Origin of the sequence: Streptomyces nanhaiensis (assembly GCF_046614825.1) — a bacterium.
GTDB lineage: Bacteria > Actinomycetota > Actinomycetes > Streptomycetales > Streptomycetaceae > Streptomyces > Streptomyces radiopugnans.
On sequence record NZ_JBKJFM010000154.1, the window covers coordinates 1 to 13,941 of the forward strand.

Here is a 13,941-nt window from a genome sequence, read left to right on the forward strand (position 1 = left end):
CAGTGCAGGACGCAAGCGGGGGCGCCGGCCGCCGCGATGGTCTCGAAGCCTACGCCGTAGCCGTCCAGCCGCGCCCGCCGGCGGCGCCGGCCGAGGGGGCCGCGGAGGCCGCGGGCCCGGCGGGGGCGGGGGCGGCGGAGACGGAGGTCTCGGCGGGCTCAGACACGGGACAGCTCCCTCGTTCCGAACAGGCCCGCCGGGCGCACCAGCAGGACCAGGAGCATCACCAGATAGGGGGCGAGGTCGCCGATGCCCCGGCCCAGGAAGGTCAGGTCGCTCTGGTAGCCGGCGGCCAAGGACTGGGTGACTCCGATGATCAGCCCGCCGGCCAGGGCTCCGGTGGTGGAGTCCAGTCCGCCCAGGATCGCGGCGGGGAAGGCCTTGAGCGCCACCAGGGAGGTGCCGCGCTCCAGGCCGGGGGTGGGGAAGACGGTCAGGAACAGGGCGGCGACCGTGGCCAGTCCGCCCGCCACCGCCCAGGCCGAGGAGGACACCCGTCCCAGCCGGATGCCCATCAGCGCCGCGGTCTCGGGGTGTTCGGCCACCGCCCGCATCGCCACGCCCCAGGAGGTGAAGCGGAAGGCCAGTAGGAAGGCGCCGATGATGAGGGCGGCGGTGACGAAGGCGGCCACCCGGGTCTGCGGGATGCTGACCGCCCCGAGGGTGAGCACCTGATCGCCCCACGGGTCGCCCATGGGCAGGACGCGGGCGCCGATCTGCCGGGTCAGCTCGGTGACCAGCACGATGTCGACGCCGATGGTGACGATGGCCAGCACGCTGTGGTCGTGTCCGCGGTAGCGGCGGATCACCAGGAACTCCACCAGCGCGCCCACCGCCGCCGCGCCCGCGACGCCCACCAGCAGGGCCGCCCAGAACCCGATGTCCTCCCGGAGGACGGCGGTCAGGTAGCCGCCGGCCAGCAGCAGGGAGGCGTGGGCGAAGTTCACCACCTCGGTCGCCTTGAAGATGATCACGAAGCCGAGGGCGATCAGCGCGTAGACCGAGCCGATGGACAGCCCGCTCAGCAGCAGTTCGACGAAGGTCGTCATGCGCTCGCCGCCTCCTGTCCCAGATAGGCGCGGACGACCGCGGGGTCGCGCTGGACCTCGTCGGGTGTGCCGTCGGCGATCCTGCGGCCGAAGTCGAGTACGGTCACCGCGTCGGCGAGCCGCATCACCATTCCCATGTCGTGCTCCACCAGGACGATCGAGATGCCGAGCCCCTCGCGCACGCCCGCGATCAGGGACGCGGTGCGGCGGCGCTCGTCGGCGGTCATGCCGGCCACGGGCTCGTCCAGGAGCAGCAGCCGGGGTTCCATGCACAGCGCGCGGCCGAGTTCGACGAGCTTCTGCAGCCCGTACGGCAGTGAGCCGGCCGGCTGGTCCAGATAGGGCTCCAGGCCGGTGAACTCGGCTATCTCCCGCACCCGTTCGCGGTGCCGGGCCGCCTCGCGCGCGGCCCGCGGCAGGCGGAGGCCGGCGGCCAGGTAGCCGGTGCGGGTCAGCCGGTGGCGGCCGAGCATCAGGCTGTCGGCGACCGTGGTGTACGGGGAGAGCGCGATGTTCTGGAAGGTGCGGGCCACACCGAGGGAGGCGATCGCGTGCGGCGCCAGCCCGGTCAGCTCCTCCTCGCCGAAGCGGACGCTGCCGGACGTGGCACGGTAGACGCCGGACAGGACGTTGAAGGTGGTCGACTTCCCCGCGCCGTTGGGGCCGATGACCGCGTGGACGCTGCCCGGCTCGACGGTGAAGGAGACGGCGTCCAGCGCGGTGAGCCCGGCGAAGCGCACGGTGAGGTCTCTCACCCGCAGCGCGGGGACGTCTCCTTCTGCCGGTGCCGATGCCGGTGCATGTCCCGGTGCCGGGGTGCCGGGGGCCGTCACGCCGACCACCTGCGCAGGGGCGCGGCCGGGTGCAGGGCTCCCTCGGCGACGCCCTCGGCGCCGGCGCCCTCCGGGGCGCCGGGGTGCCCGGGGTCGTCGGTGATGCCCAGGTAGCGGCGGCGCACCTCGTCGGAGGCGGCGAGTTCGTCCGCGTCCCCCGCCAGGACCACTTCCCCGACCTCCAGGACGACCGCGGAGGAGGCCAGCCGCAGCGCGATCGCCGCGTTCTGCTCGACCAGCAGCACCGAGGTGCCCTGGGCGTTGATCTCCCGCACTGTCTCGGCGATCCGGTCGGCCATCAGGGGGGCCAGGCCGAGGGAGGGCTCGTCCAGGAGCAGCAGTTTCGGACGGGCCATCAGGGCGCGGCCCATGGCGAGCATCTGCTGCTCGCCGCCGGAGAGCAGTCCGGCCCGCTGGTGCGCCCGCTGCGCCAGCACCGGGAACAGTTCGTGGACCCGCGCCTGCGCCTCGGCGGCCGCCCGGCGGCCGCCGGCCGCGCCGAGCGCACCGGCGCGGAGGTTGTCGGCCACGGTCATCCGGGCGAACACCTGCCGTCCCTCGGGCACCTGCACGACTCCGGCGGCCACCACCTGGGCGGGGGTGAGGCCGTCCAGCCGCCGTCCGGCGAAGGAGACCGTGCCGGAGCCGATCGTCCCGCCGTGGAATCGCAGGGTGCGCGAGACGGCGCGGAGCAGGGTGGTCTTGCCGGCGCCGTTGCCGCCGAGGACGGCGACCACCGCGCCCTCGGGTACATCAACGGAGACCGAGTTCAGCGCCCGTACCGGGCCGTAGCCCACGGACACCCCCCGGACCTCCAGCGAAGCGGCCGTCATCGGCCCTCCTCTTCTTCCGTCCTGTCCCCCGGTGGGCTCCACCGGGATCACGGCGCTCACCCCAGCACCGGCCGCGAAGGGCCGTCCACGGCCGGTGGGCGAATCGCTGCCGGTGACCAGAGGTGCGGGGGCCCGGCTGTGCACGGGCACAGCGGATCCGCGGCCTCCGCTCCCGGGCGGACGGCGCGGTGTCACCGAAGGGCGCGGGAGGGAATGCGGAAGGGAGCCGCGCCGGACAGGCCGAAGGCCCGGACCGCGCGGTGCGGTCCGGGCCTTCGGGGCAGGTCACAGGCGGTCGGCCGCCAGCCGCTCGGCCGCCCGCTCCAGCAGCGGCCCGGCCTGCGCCATGCAGACGGCCGGGTCCGGTTCGAGGTCGGTCAGCGCGTACGCCGCCTCGATCCCGGCGGCCCGCAGCTCGTCCTCGCCGATGGCCAGGCGCCCGCACACCGCGACCACGGGCCGGCCCGCCCGGCGGGCGGCGGCGGCCACCCCGGCGGGTGCCTTGCCGCGCAGGGTCTGGGCGTCCAGCGAGCCCTCGCCGGTGATCACCAGATCGGCGCGCTCCAGGGCGCCGGCGAAGCCCAGCACCTCCAGCAGCACCTCGATGCCGGGCCGGAAGGAGGCCTCCAGCGCGGCCAGGGCCGCGTAACCGACACCGCCGGCCGCGCCCGCGCCGGGACGCTGTGCCAGGTGTGCGGCGCGCGGGCCGAGGGCGGTCTCCAGCACGCGGGCGTAGTGGGCGAGCGCGGTGTCCAGGGCCTCCACGTCCGCTTCCCGCGCTCCCTTCTGGGGGCCGTAGACGGCCGCGGCTCCGTGGGGCCCGGTGAGCGGGTTGTCGACGTCGCCGGCCAGGATGATCTCGACGTCCTTCAGCCTCGGGTCCAGCCCCGACAGATCGGCCGTCGCCAGGTGGCGCAGCGGTCCCCCGCCGGGCTGCAGGGGCCTGCCGCCGGCGTCGAGGAAGCGGGCGCCGAGCGCGGTGAGCATGCCCGCGCCGCCGTCGGTGGTGGCGGAGCCGCCCACCCCGAGGACGACGGTGCGCGCTCCGGCCCCCAGCGCCGCGAGCAACACCTCGCCGGTGCCGTAGGTGGTGGCCGACAGCGGGGCGAGGACGCCCTCGGGCATCTTCTGGAGGCCGGAGGCCTGGGCCATCTCCACCACGGCGGTGTCCCCGCGCAGCGCGTAGGAGGCCGTGACCGCCTTGCCCAGCGGCCCGGTCACCGCCGTGCGGCGCAGCGCGAACCCCGCGGCGACCGCCGCGTCGACGGTGCCGTCGCCGCCGTCGGCGACGGGCAGGGCCTCGATCACGGCGCCGGGGCGGGCCCGGCGGATCCCGGCCGCGGTGTGCTCGGCCACCTGGGCGGCGGTGAGCGACCCCTTGAACTTGTCCGCGGCGATCAGCACGCGGCCTGTCTCGGTGTGTGTCGTTTCCACGCGGTCTCTCTTGTGTCTCGAACAGGCTGTCGCGCCGTCTAGACCCTACCGACGGCGGGCATGCGGGACCACGGCGCACCGTCGGGCGTCCCCTCGCCGGCACGGCGCGTCCATGCAACGAACCGTATGAACCATTTCATAGTTGGGTGATATGAGCACCGATGTGAGCAAACCGCCCCGGGACCCCTCCCCGGAGACGGCCCGTGAGGACCCTCCCCCGGACGCCGGGATGATCGCCATCGGGGTGACGGTGGTGCTGGTCGTGGTGGCCTGGGCGGCCATCGGCACGGACGGTTTCTCCTCCGTCTCCACGACCGCGCTGAACTGGGTGCTGGGGAACTTCGGCTGGCTGTTCACCCTGGCCGCCAACCTCTTCCTGGTCCTGTGCGTGGTGATCGCGGTCAGCCGCTTCGGCCGGATCAGGCTCGGGAGGGACTCCGACGAGCCGGAGTTCTCCAACCTGGCGTGGATCGCGATGATGTTCAGCGCCGGCATGGGCATCGGCCTGATGTTCTACGGTGTCGGCGAGCCGCTGACGTACTACGTCGACCCGCCGCCCTTCGGCGACGTCCAGGGCGGCAGCGGCGCCGCCGAGCGCGTCGCGCTGGAGTACTCCTTCTTCCACTGGACGCTGCACCCCTGGGCCATCTACGGCGTGGCCGGCCTCGCCCTGGCCTACGTCACCTTCCGCAAGGGCCGCGGCAACCGCATCAGTTCGGTCTTCGTCCCGCTGCTGGGCGAGCGCCGCGCGAACGGCTGGCCCGGCCGCGTCATCGACCTGCTGGCCGTCTTCGCCACGGTCTTCGGCACCGCCACCAGTCTGGGCCTGGGCGCCCTGCAGGTGGCCAAGGGCCTGAACCTGACGGTCGGCTGGGACGACACCCGGGAACTGGAACTGCTGGTCATCCTGGTGCTGTCGGCCGCGTTCGTGGTCTCGGCGTTCTCCGGGCTGCACCGGGGCATCAAGTGGCTCAGCAGCATGAACGTGGTGCTCGCGGCCGCGCTGATGGGCTTCGTCTTCCTGCTGGGCCCGACCGTGTTCATCCTCGACGCGATCCCGGCCGGAGTCGGCGCCTACCTCCAGGACCTCCTGGTGCTCTCCAGCCGGACCGGCGCGTTCGGCAACAAGGACTGGCTGGGCACCTGGACGATCTTCTACTGGGCGTGGTGGCTGTCATGGGCCCCGTTCGTGGGCACCTTCATCGCCCGCATCTCCCGCGGCCGCACCATCCGCGAGTTCCTGACCGGCGTCCTGCTGGTGCCCAGCGGCGCGACGGTCGTCTGGTTCTGCGTGATGGGCGGCAGCGCCATGCGGCTGGACGACACCGGCGAGGCCGACCTGGCCGGAAGGCTGGAGGAGGGCGTGGAGGCGTCGCTGTTCGGCCTGCTGGAGGCCCTGCCGCTGGGGACGGTCACCTCGGTGATCGCGATGATCCTGGTGATGACCTACTTCGTCACCAGCGCCGACTCCGCCTCCCTGGTGATGGGATCGCTGACCTCCCGCGGCGCGCTGCACCCGCGCGAGTGGCTGGTCGTCGTCTGGGGCGTGCTGATGGCCTCGGTGGCCGCCGTGCTGCTGGTCGCGGGCGGCCTGGACGGGCTGAAGGCCGGGACGATCCTGGTGGCGCTGCCCTTCGTGCTGGTGATGCTGGCGCTGTGCTGGTCGCTGGTGAAGGAGCTGCGCGAGGACCCGGGCGCCGGGCCGCCGCGCCACCATCCGCTGCACGGGGCGCGCGAGGCCATCCGGGCGATGGTCGGCGAGGCCGTCAGCGAGCAGCGCAGCGCCCGCCGCCATCCGCGGCTGCGGCGGGCGGCCGAGGGCGGCAGGGCGTCGTCGCGGGACGGGGAGGACCCGCAGGGCTCCTGACACCTCCCGTGCCCCTTCCGGCGGGGTCCGCCCCGCCGGAGCAGGCCCGGCGTACGCGCCCCCGGCCGGTACCGGCCGGGGGCGCGGCTCCTCCACGCGCGTGGCCTGTCCGGTCACGGCACCGGTGCGGGGGGCGGTCTCCGCGCCCGGACCAACCGGTTCCGGGCGCGGGGTCCACCCCCCTGCGGCGGCCCGCCCCGGGCGTCAGCCCTCCTGGATCCTGGGCGTCGTGTCGATCTCCCGCAGCCGGACCTCCGCCTCCTCGCCCGTGCGCGTCTCGGTGCGGTGGCCGCGTGCGACGTAGTCGCGCACCACCGCCTCGATCGCGTCGCGGGGGTTGCCGATCCCGCTCAGCACCATGACCTCGACGACCAGTTCGGTGTCGAGTGCGATCTCCGTCTTCGCCATGGCGGAACCTTACCCCTTTCGCCGTCAACCGTGATTGACATCTCCTCCATGTCATCTTAGGTTGACAGACATGGCCGGATCGGAAGCAGGAGAGGCGGTCGACGCCGCGCGGGCCGCCCTGGACCGCGACCCCCGGGTGGGGTTGCGGGCGGTGGCCGCGCTGCGGCGGCTGGTGGAGCGCCTGGAGGCACTGCAGGTGGACAGCGCGCGCAGGCAGGGCTGGTCCTGGGAGGAGATCGGCACAGCCCTCGGCGTGAGCAGGCAGGCCGTGCACAAGAAGCACTCGAGGAGGTAGACGGAAGATGTTCGAGAGGTTCACCCGCCAGGCCCGCGACACGGTGGTCAGGGCACAGGAGGAGGCCCGCGCGCTCGGGCACGACTGGATCGGCACCGAGCACCTGCTGATCGCCGTGCTGCGGCGGCCGGAGGAACCGGGCGCGGCGACGCTGGTGCGGATGGGCGCCGAAGCGGAGTCGGCGCGAGCGGCCGCGGCCCGGGCGGCCGGACGGGGTGGTGACGGGGTCGACGAGGAGGACGCGGAAGCGCTGCGGGCGCTGGGCATCGACCTGGAGGAGGTGCGGCGCCGGGCGGAGGACGCCTTCGGGCCCGGCGCGCTGGACCGGTCCCCGGAGCCGACGGGCGGGCGGCGGAAGGTGCGGGGAATCCTGCCGTTCCGGCGGCGCGGCGCGGACCGCGGCCGCCGGGACCGGGGCCACATCCCGTTCACGCCGCGCGCCAGGAAGGCACTGGAGCTGTCGCTGCGCGAGTCACTCGCGCTGAAGGACCGCCACATCGGCTGCGAGCACCTGGTACTGGCCCTGCTGCGCTCCGACGACCGGCTCACCGGCGATCTGTTCGCACAGCTGGGTCTGGAGCCGGAGGCCGTACGGGCCCGGCTCGTCGCCGACCTGCGCGGCGCGGCGTAGGACCCCGCCGGCGGGGTCCGGATCGGCGGCGGGCGGCGCGCTAGGCGCGCGCCCGCAGGCGGCGCCAGACCGCCTTGGCCGCGTTGTGGCCGGACATGCCGTGCACGCCCGGGCCCGGCCAGGTGGCCGACGAGCACAGGAAGACGGCCGGGTGTGCGGTGGCGTACGGGACGCGGGCGAGCCCCGGGCGCAGCAGGGTCTGCAGCCCGGTGAAGGCGCCGCAGGCGATGTCGCCGCCGACGTAGTTGGCGTTGCGGGTGGCCAGCTCCGGCGGGCCCGCCGTGGCGCGGGCCAGCACCCGGTCGCGGAAGCCGGGCGCGAAGCGCTCGATCTGCCGCTCGACCGCCTCGGTGGCGTCCCCGCTCCAGCCGCGCGGCACATGGCCGTACGCCCAGAACACGTGCCTGCCCTCCGGCGCCCGGCCCGGGTCCACCACGGTGGGCTGGGCGGTGATCAGGAACGGCGGGTCCGGCTGGACGCCCTCGGTGGATGCGGCGCGCAGCGCTGCGGCGATCTCGCCGCTGGAGGGGCCGATGTGGACGGTCCCGGCGCGGCGGGCGGCCTCGGAGGTCCACGGGACCGGGCCGTCCAGAGCGTAGTCGATCTTGAAGACTCCGGCCCCGTACCGGAAGTGCCGGTAGGCGTCGCCCAGCCCGGCGATCCGGGCCAGCGCGGTGGGCGAGGTGTCGAAGACGTAGGCGCGGGCGGGCGGCAGCTCGTCCAGCCGCCGCACCTCGAACCCGGTGTGGACCTGCCCGCCCAGGTCGCGCAGGTAGGCGGCGAGCGCGTCGGACAGGGACTGCGAGCCGCCGCGCGGCATCGGCCAGCCGACCTCGTGCGCGGCCAGCGCGAAGACCAGGGCGATGCCGCCGGTGGCGGGCGAGGTGGTCGGGCCGATGGCGTGGGCGGCCAGCCCGAACATCAGCGCGCGGGCCCTGTCGTCGCGGAAGCGGCGCACCAGCCAGTCCACCGGTTGCAGGCCCAGCAGCCCGAAGCGGGCCAGGGTGACCGGGTCGCGGGGCAGCCCGTCCCACGGAACCTTGAAGAAGTCGCCGACCAGGGTCGTCCAGCGGCCCAGGAACGGCGCCACCAGCCGGCGGTACGTCCCCGCGTCGCGCGGCCCGAAGGAGGCGGCCGTCTCGGCCGGCGAGCGGGCCAGCACCCCGGCCGTGCCGTCGGGGAAGGGGTGGGCCAGGGGCAGCTCGGGGTGGAGCCACTCCAGTCCGTACCGCTCGGTGAGCGGCATCGCGGAGAAGGCGGGCGAGCCGACGCCCAGCGGGTGTACGGCCGAGCAGGGGTCGTGCCGGAAGCCGGGCAGCGTCAGCTCCTCGGTGCGCGCCCCTCCCCCGACCGACTCCATCGCCTCGAACAGTTCGACGGAGAAGCCCCGCCGGGCCAGTTCCACCGCGGCGGTCAGCCCGTTCGGACCGGCTCCCACCACGACCACGTCCCGCATCGACGCCACGTCGGATTCTCCCCTCGGCGCTGAGGTCTGACCGGCTCAGGCCAGCAGGGAGAGGATACGACGCACCGTCAGGGCGTCCCGGGCCGCCGTGAAGGGCAGCGCGTTGCCGCCCGCCAGGCGGAACGGCTTGCCCTCCAGCGTGGCGTGGCCGCCGCCCGCCTCGGCCACCAGCAGCAGCCCGGCGGCGTGGTCCCAGGCGTTCTCCCAGGTGAAGGCCACCGCGTCGAGCGCGCCGCGTGCCACGTTCAGGTACTCCAGGCCCGCCGAGCCGCACGGCCGGGGCCTGATCCCCTCGGCGTGCAGGCCCTCCAGGGAGCGCTTCTGCGCCTCGGTGGTGAAGTCCGGGTGCGAGTGGGCGACCTCCAGGGGCGCGTCCGGGGCGGGGCTGCCGGAGCGGATCTCCTCGCCGTTGAGGCGCGCGCCCTCGCCGCGCAGTGCGACGGCCAGCTCCTCGCGGGCGGGCGCGTACGTCCAGGAGGCCAGCAGCTCGTCACCGCGGGCGAGGGCCACCAGGGTGCAGAAGCCGGGGTCGCCGTGGACGAACTGGCGCGTGCCGTCCACCGGGTCCACGATCCACACCGGCGCCTCGCCGCCCAGCGCGCGGTAGACCGCCGGGTTGTCGTGCACCGCCTCCTCGCCGACGACCACCGAGCCGGGCAGCAGCGCGGTCAGGGCCCCGGTCAGGTGCTCCTCGGCGCGCCGGTCGGCGATGGTCACCAGATCGTGCGGGCCGCTCTTCTCGGTCACCTCGTGCGCGGCCAGCTGCCGCCAGCGCGGCATGATCTCGGCGGCCGCGGCCTTGCGCACGGCCTCCTCGACCCCTGTCAGCAGTTCGTCGTCGATCATCACTCCATGGAAACACGCAACCGGGGGTTCCCGCCGGACGGCGGGTGGCCGCGGGGTGAACGGATCCCCCTGGGCCCGTCCGCCGCAACCGCCACCGCCGCCACCGCCGCCACCGCCGTCGCCGCAACCGCCGTCGGGGGCCGTCAGCGGCCCACGGCGTAGCCCTGCATGCCGCGCGGATTGGCCGCCGCCGACAGCACGCCCGTCTCCGGGTCGCGGGCGACCGCGCACAGCCGCCCCTCCGTCCACGGGCCGCCGACGGTCACCAGATGCCCGCGCCGCCTCAGCTCGCGGACGGCCTCCTCCCCGACGCGGGACTCCACCGTGACGGCGCCCGGCCGCATGGCGCGCGGCCAGAACGAGCCGGGGAATCCCTCGTGGTGCCAGTTCGGGGCGTCGATCGCGCCCTGGAGGTCGTATCCGCCGCGCACCGGCTCCCGCAGGGCGACGGCGAGGAGGAAGTGGGTCTGCCACTGGTCCTGCTGGTCCCCGCCGGGGGTGCCGAAGGCGAGGACCGGCTCCCCGCCGCGCAGCGCGAGCGAGGGGGTGAGGGTGGTGCGCGGGCGGCGGCCGGGGGTGAGGGTGTTGGGCAGCCCGGGCTCCAGCCAGGCCATCTGGAGCCGGGTGCCGAGCGGGAAGCCGAGGGCGGGCACGACGGGGTTGGACTGGAGCCAGCCGCCGCTGGGCGTGGCGCTGACCATGTTGCCCCAGCGGTCCACCACGTCCAGGTGGCAGGTGTCGCCGGCCGTCGCGCCGTCGCGGGCCACGGTGGGCTCGCCGGTGCCGGCCGCCCGGCCCCCGGCCCGCGAGGCGGCTTCGGCGGCGTGGGCGCCGAGCCGGGGGGCGCGCCCGCCGGGGCTGCCGGGGCGCAGCTCGTGGGAGGCGCTCTCGCCGATGAGGGCCCGGCGGCGCGCGGTGTAGGCGTCGGAGAGCAGGTCCTCGACCGGTACGGTGCCGGCCCCCTGCGCGTCGCCGTACCAGGCCTCGCGGTCGGCGAAGGCGAGCTTGCTCGCCTCTATCAGCGTGTGGATGTACTCCCCCGTGCCGTACTCCGGTCCGCTTCCGGGCAGGTCCGCCAGGAGGGCGAGCTGCTGGAGCAGCACCGGGCCCTGCGACCAGGGGCCCGCCTTGCAGACCGTCCAGCCGTTCCAGTCGTAGGTGACGGGCTCCTCGTAGGAGGCGGACCAGGAGGCCATGTCGTCGCCGGTGAGGGTGCCCGCGTGGCGCTCGCCGGAGGTGTCCATGGCGGGGCGGGCGGCGAAGTCGGCGAGCGCCTCGGCCACGAAGCCCTCGCGCCACACCCGCCGCGCGGCCTCTATGCGCCCCTCGCGCCCGCTCCCGGCCGCCTCCGCCTCGGCCAGCAGCCGCCGCCAGGTGGCGGCGAGGACGGGGTTGCGCAGCGGTGCGCCGGGCGCCGGGGGGCGCCCGGCGGGCAGATACAGCTCGGCGGAGGTCGTCCACTCCGTCTCGAACAGTTCGCGCACCCGCTCCACCGTCGCCCCGATCCCCGGTACGGCCGGGTGGCCGTGCTCGGCGTAGCCGACGGCGTACTTCAGCACGTCCGCCGGCTCCCGGGTCCCGTGGTCGCGCAGCAGCGTCATCCAGGCGTCGAACGCGCCGGGGACGGCGGCGGCCAGCGGGCCGGTGCCGGGCACCAGTCCCAGGCCGAGCGAGGTGTAGTGCTCCACCGTCGCGCCGCGCGGCGCGGGCCCCTGCCCGCACAGCACCCGCACCGGGCCGCCGGCGGGCGCCAGGATGACCGGCACCTCCCCGGCGGGGCCGTTGAGGTGCGGCTCGACGACCTGGAGGACGAAGCCCGCCGCGACGGCCGCGTCGAAGGCGTTGCCGCCGTCCTCCAGCACCGCCATGGCGGAGGCGGAGGCCAGCCAGTGGGTGCTGGAGACCATGCCGAAGGTGCCCTGGAGGGTCGGACGGGTGGTGAAGGTCATCGGTTCGGCTCCCGGGGCAGGCGGTCGGCGGGCGGGCGCGGTCCGCGGGCGCGGCGTGCCCGGGCGCAGTGTGCCACCACCGCGGCCGGACGGAAACGCGAGAACGCGGAAACGCGGTCGAGGTCCGGGGCGCGGCTGCGTAGGCTCGGAACCATGAGCACGCAGGGCAGGCCGGGCGCACAGCGCTTTGACGGGAAGGGCGGGGACGGGAGGGGCCGGCCGGGCGGGCGGCCGCTGGTGGCCATCCTCAGCGGCGCGGGGATCTCCACCGATTCCGGGATCCCCGACTACCGCGGCCCGAACGGCGTGTGGCGCAAGGACCCCGAGGCCGAGAAGCTCGTCACCTACGAGTACTACGTCAGCGACCCGGAGATCCGCCGCCGCTCCTGGCGGATGCGGCTGGACGGCCCTGCGCTGCGGGCCAGGCCGAACGCCGCGCACGAGGCCGTGGTGCGGCTGGAGCGCTCCGGGGTGCCGGTGCGGGTGATCACCCAGAACGTGGACGGGCTGCACCAGATGGCCGGGATGCCCGAGCGCAAGGTGCTGGAGCTGCACGGGACCGCGCGGGCCGTGGTGTGCACCGGGTGCCGTGCCCGTTCGGAGATGGAGCGGGCACTGGAGCGGGTGCGGGCCGGGGTCGCGGACCCCGAGTGCCTGCGGTGCGGCGGCATCCTGAAGTCGGCCACCGTGATGTTCGGCGAGGCGCTGGACCCGCAGGTGCTGGGCGAGGCGCTGGCCATCGCCAGGGCGTGCGAGGTGTTCGTCGCGGTCGGCACCAGCCTGCAGGTGCAGCCGGCCGCCTCGCTGGCCGGGATCGCCGCCGAGCACGGTGCGCGGCTGGTGATCGTCAACGCCGAGCCCACGCCGTACGACCCGCTGGCCGAGCGGGTGGTGCGCGAGCCGATCGGACGGGCGCTGCCGGCCCTGCTGGAGGAGCTGGCGGCGGGCCGTATGCCCTGAAGGACCCGGCCGGCGTCTCAGCCCGGCCCGCTCGCGCCGCGTGTGGCCCAGGCGTGCAGCGAATCCTCCCGGCCCGCGTCCTCCAGGTTCATCGCCGCCTCGATCAGCGCGAGGTGGGTGAACGCCTGCGGGTAGTTGCCGAGCATGGTGCCGTCGGCGGCCTGCTCCTCGGCGGACAGCCCGAAGCGCCCCGCCCGGGCGCACAGCGACTCGAAGCGCTCCCTGGCCTCGTCCATGCCCCCGGCCAGGACGAGCGCCGAGACCATGTCGAAGGAGCACAGCAGGAAGCCGCCCTCGGGGTCGTCGATCCCGTCCGCGGTGGCCCGCGGGTCGTAGCGGTGGACCAGCGGGCCCTCCCCCAGCCCCTGCGCGATCGCGTCGAGCGTGGACAGCACCCGGGGGTCGCGCCCGGGAAGGAAGCCGAGCAGCGGGATCCGCAGCAGGGAGGCGTCGAGGTTGCGGGAGCCGTAGGACTGCACGAAGGCGCCCACGCCGTCGTCGTAGCCGTGGGTCAGGATGCTCTCGCGCAGTTCGTCCCGCTGCGCGCGCCACTTCTCCAGCGGCTGCCCCGGGTCACCGGTCGGTTCGGCCAGGCGGATGCCGCGGTCCAGGCAGACCCACAGGTAGAGCTTGGAAGTGGTCCAGTGCCGGGGTTCGCCGCGGATCTCCCAGATGCCGTGGTCCGGTTCCCGCCACAGCCCGCACGCGGTGTCCGCCACCCCGTAGACGGTGGCGCGCTCGTCCTCGTCGAGCCCGGCCCCGGCCCCGGAGCCGTCGCCGGAGCCGGCGGTGACCTGCTGGAAGACGAGCACCGCGTCCAGGACCTGGCCGTACACGTCCAGCTGCCTCTGCTCGTGCGCGGCGTTGCCCACGCGTACGGGGCGGGAGCCCCGGTAGCCCTCCAGGTGGTCCAGCGTCCGCTCGGTGCTGTCGGTGCGGCCGTCGATGTCCGGCACGGGCGTGAGCACGCCGCGCGAGGCGGTGCAGTGCCGCAGCAGGCCGCGCAGGCAGGCCCCGGCCTCCGCCCGGTGGCCCAGCCGCACCAGGACCAGGACCACCAGGGCGGCGTCCCGGTGCCACATGTAGCGGTAGTCCCGGTTGCGTTCGCCGCCCGGCCACTCGGGGAGGGAGGTGGTGGGCGCGGCGACGAGGGCGGCGGTGCCGCCCGCCCCGGACGGGCGGCGTACGGTTGCGGTCTGCGCCGCGTCCATGTGCGAACCTCCCGGCACAGCGTGCCCCGGCCGAGGGGGTGGCACACAGTGCTGTTAGACCGTGCGGCGGTGGAGGCGGGGCCGTGGAGTCGGGGCGGTGCGGCCGCACCGGGCGTCCCGGCCGCCGGCGGGCGCGGCCGGGCCGGTCACCGGCCCGCGG

Annotated in this window: 13 protein-coding genes; 4 read left to right on the forward strand and 9 right to left on the reverse strand. The window is 75.2% G+C overall.

Annotated features, from left to right (window positions below):
• Nucleotides 1–158 precede the first annotated feature (158 nt).
• The 4 genes from ACLIYP_RS25095 to ACLIYP_RS25110 all read right to left on the reverse strand — a co-directional run bounded on the left by ACLIYP_RS25095 (nt 159) and on the right by ACLIYP_RS25110 (nt 4,149).
• On the reverse strand, nt 159–1,049 hold the full coding sequence (locus ACLIYP_RS25095; protein ID WP_412715389.1) for a branched-chain amino acid ABC transporter permease: 891 nt from the start codon (nt 1,047–1,049) through the stop codon (nt 159–161).
• Nucleotides 1,046–1,810: an ABC transporter ATP-binding protein gene (locus tag ACLIYP_RS25100; RefSeq protein ID WP_412715398.1), complete on the reverse strand. Its 765-nt coding sequence runs from the start codon at nt 1,808–1,810 to the stop codon at nt 1,046–1,048. Before ACLIYP_RS25100 ends, ACLIYP_RS25095 begins: the two co-directional genes overlap by 4 nt.
• A gap of 68 nt (nt 1,811–1,878) precedes the next feature.
• Nucleotides 1,879–2,715, reverse strand: coding sequence for an ABC transporter ATP-binding protein (locus tag ACLIYP_RS25105; protein WP_412715390.1), 837 nt, complete (start codon nt 2,713–2,715; stop codon nt 1,879–1,881).
• A gap of 285 nt (nt 2,716–3,000) precedes the next feature.
• A complete protein-coding gene (locus tag ACLIYP_RS25110) occupies nt 3,001–4,149 on the reverse strand; it encodes a glycerate kinase (protein ID WP_412715391.1) in 1,149 nt (382 codons plus the stop codon).
• A 151-nt stretch (nt 4,150–4,300) separates the two neighbouring features.
• On the opposite strand from ACLIYP_RS25110, the gene ACLIYP_RS25115 reads away from it, so the two are divergent.
• Nucleotides 4,301–6,016, forward strand: a complete 1,716-nt coding sequence (locus ACLIYP_RS25115) for a BCCT family transporter (protein ID WP_412715392.1) — start codon at nt 4,301–4,303, stop codon at nt 6,014–6,016.
• A 204-nt stretch (nt 6,017–6,220) separates the two neighbouring features.
• Here the strand turns inward: ACLIYP_RS25115 and ACLIYP_RS25120 are convergent, their stop codons facing one another.
• Nucleotides 6,221–6,424 (reverse strand): type II toxin-antitoxin system VapB family antitoxin, encoded by a 204-nt coding sequence (locus ACLIYP_RS25120; RefSeq protein WP_093660055.1) that lies wholly within the window; start codon nt 6,422–6,424, stop codon nt 6,221–6,223.
• Nucleotides 6,425–6,494: 70 nt separating this feature from the next.
• Between ACLIYP_RS25120 and ACLIYP_RS25125 the strand changes: the two genes are divergently transcribed.
• A complete protein-coding gene (locus tag ACLIYP_RS25125; RefSeq protein WP_237880708.1) occupies nt 6,495–6,719 on the forward strand; it encodes a hypothetical protein in 225 nt (74 codons plus the stop codon).
• A gap of 7 nt (nt 6,720–6,726) precedes the next feature.
• On the forward strand, nt 6,727–7,350 hold the full coding sequence (locus ACLIYP_RS25130) for a Clp protease N-terminal domain-containing protein (RefSeq protein WP_412715393.1): 624 nt from the start codon (nt 6,727–6,729) through the stop codon (nt 7,348–7,350).
• 40 nt (nt 7,351–7,390) lie between these two features.
• Here ACLIYP_RS25130 and ACLIYP_RS25135 read toward each other — a convergent pair whose 3' ends face one another.
• From ACLIYP_RS25135 to ACLIYP_RS25145, 3 genes are all read right to left on the reverse strand, one after another.
• On the reverse strand, nt 7,391–8,806 hold the full coding sequence (locus ACLIYP_RS25135) for a phytoene desaturase family protein (RefSeq protein ID WP_412715399.1): 1,416 nt from the start codon (nt 8,804–8,806) through the stop codon (nt 7,391–7,393).
• A 45-nt stretch (nt 8,807–8,851) separates the two neighbouring features.
• Complete coding sequence (locus ACLIYP_RS25140; protein ID WP_412715394.1) at nt 8,852–9,661, reverse strand: inositol monophosphatase family protein; 810 nt, start codon at nt 9,659–9,661, stop codon at nt 8,852–8,854.
• Between the two features lie 143 nt (nt 9,662–9,804).
• Complete coding sequence (locus ACLIYP_RS25145; RefSeq protein WP_412715395.1) at nt 9,805–11,610, reverse strand: gamma-glutamyltransferase family protein; 1,806 nt, start codon at nt 11,608–11,610, stop codon at nt 9,805–9,807.
• A 153-nt stretch (nt 11,611–11,763) separates the two neighbouring features.
• Here ACLIYP_RS25145 and ACLIYP_RS25150 point away from each other — a divergent pair, with 153 nt between their 5' ends.
• The gene (locus ACLIYP_RS25150; RefSeq protein ID WP_412715396.1) at nt 11,764–12,570 is read left to right on the forward strand and encodes an SIR2 family NAD-dependent protein deacylase; all 807 of its coding nucleotides are present in this window, start codon (nt 11,764–11,766) and stop codon (nt 12,568–12,570) included.
• 17 nt (nt 12,571–12,587) lie between these two features.
• On the opposite strand, the gene ACLIYP_RS25155 is transcribed toward ACLIYP_RS25150, so the two are convergent.
• Nucleotides 12,588–13,781, reverse strand: coding sequence for a glycoside hydrolase family 15 protein (locus ACLIYP_RS25155; RefSeq protein ID WP_412715397.1), 1,194 nt, complete (start codon nt 13,779–13,781; stop codon nt 12,588–12,590).
• Nucleotides 13,782–13,941: the final 160 nt, after the last annotated feature.

Coding starts and splice junctions, on each gene's coding strand:
- ACLIYP_RS25095 (WP_412715389.1), bottom strand. CDS start 1,049: ATGACGACCTTCGTCGAACTGCTGCTGAGCGGGCTGTCCATCGGCTCG.
- ACLIYP_RS25105 (WP_412715390.1), bottom strand. CDS start 2,715: ATGACGGCCGCTTCGCTGGAGGTCCGGGGGGTGTCCGTGGGCTACGGC.
- ACLIYP_RS25115 (WP_412715392.1), top strand. CDS start 4,301: ATGAGCACCGATGTGAGCAAACCGCCCCGGGACCCCTCCCCGGAGACG.
- ACLIYP_RS25120 (WP_093660055.1), bottom strand. CDS start 6,424: ATGGCGAAGACGGAGATCGCACTCGACACCGAACTGGTCGTCGAGGTC.
- ACLIYP_RS25125 (WP_237880708.1), top strand. CDS start 6,495: ATGGCCGGATCGGAAGCAGGAGAGGCGGTCGACGCCGCGCGGGCCGCC.
- ACLIYP_RS25130 (WP_412715393.1), top strand. CDS start 6,727: ATGTTCGAGAGGTTCACCCGCCAGGCCCGCGACACGGTGGTCAGGGCA.
- ACLIYP_RS25135 (WP_412715399.1), bottom strand. CDS start 8,806: ATGCGGGACGTGGTCGTGGTGGGAGCCGGTCCGAACGGGCTGACCGCC.
- ACLIYP_RS25140 (WP_412715394.1), bottom strand. CDS start 9,661: ATGATCGACGACGAACTGCTGACAGGGGTCGAGGAGGCCGTGCGCAAG.
- ACLIYP_RS25145 (WP_412715395.1), bottom strand. CDS start 11,610: ATGACCTTCACCACCCGTCCGACCCTCCAGGGCACCTTCGGCATGGTC.
- ACLIYP_RS25150 (WP_412715396.1), top strand. CDS start 11,764: ATGAGCACGCAGGGCAGGCCGGGCGCACAGCGCTTTGACGGGAAGGGC.
- ACLIYP_RS25155 (WP_412715397.1), bottom strand. CDS start 13,781: ATGGACGCGGCGCAGACCGCAACCGTACGCCGCCCGTCCGGGGCGGGC.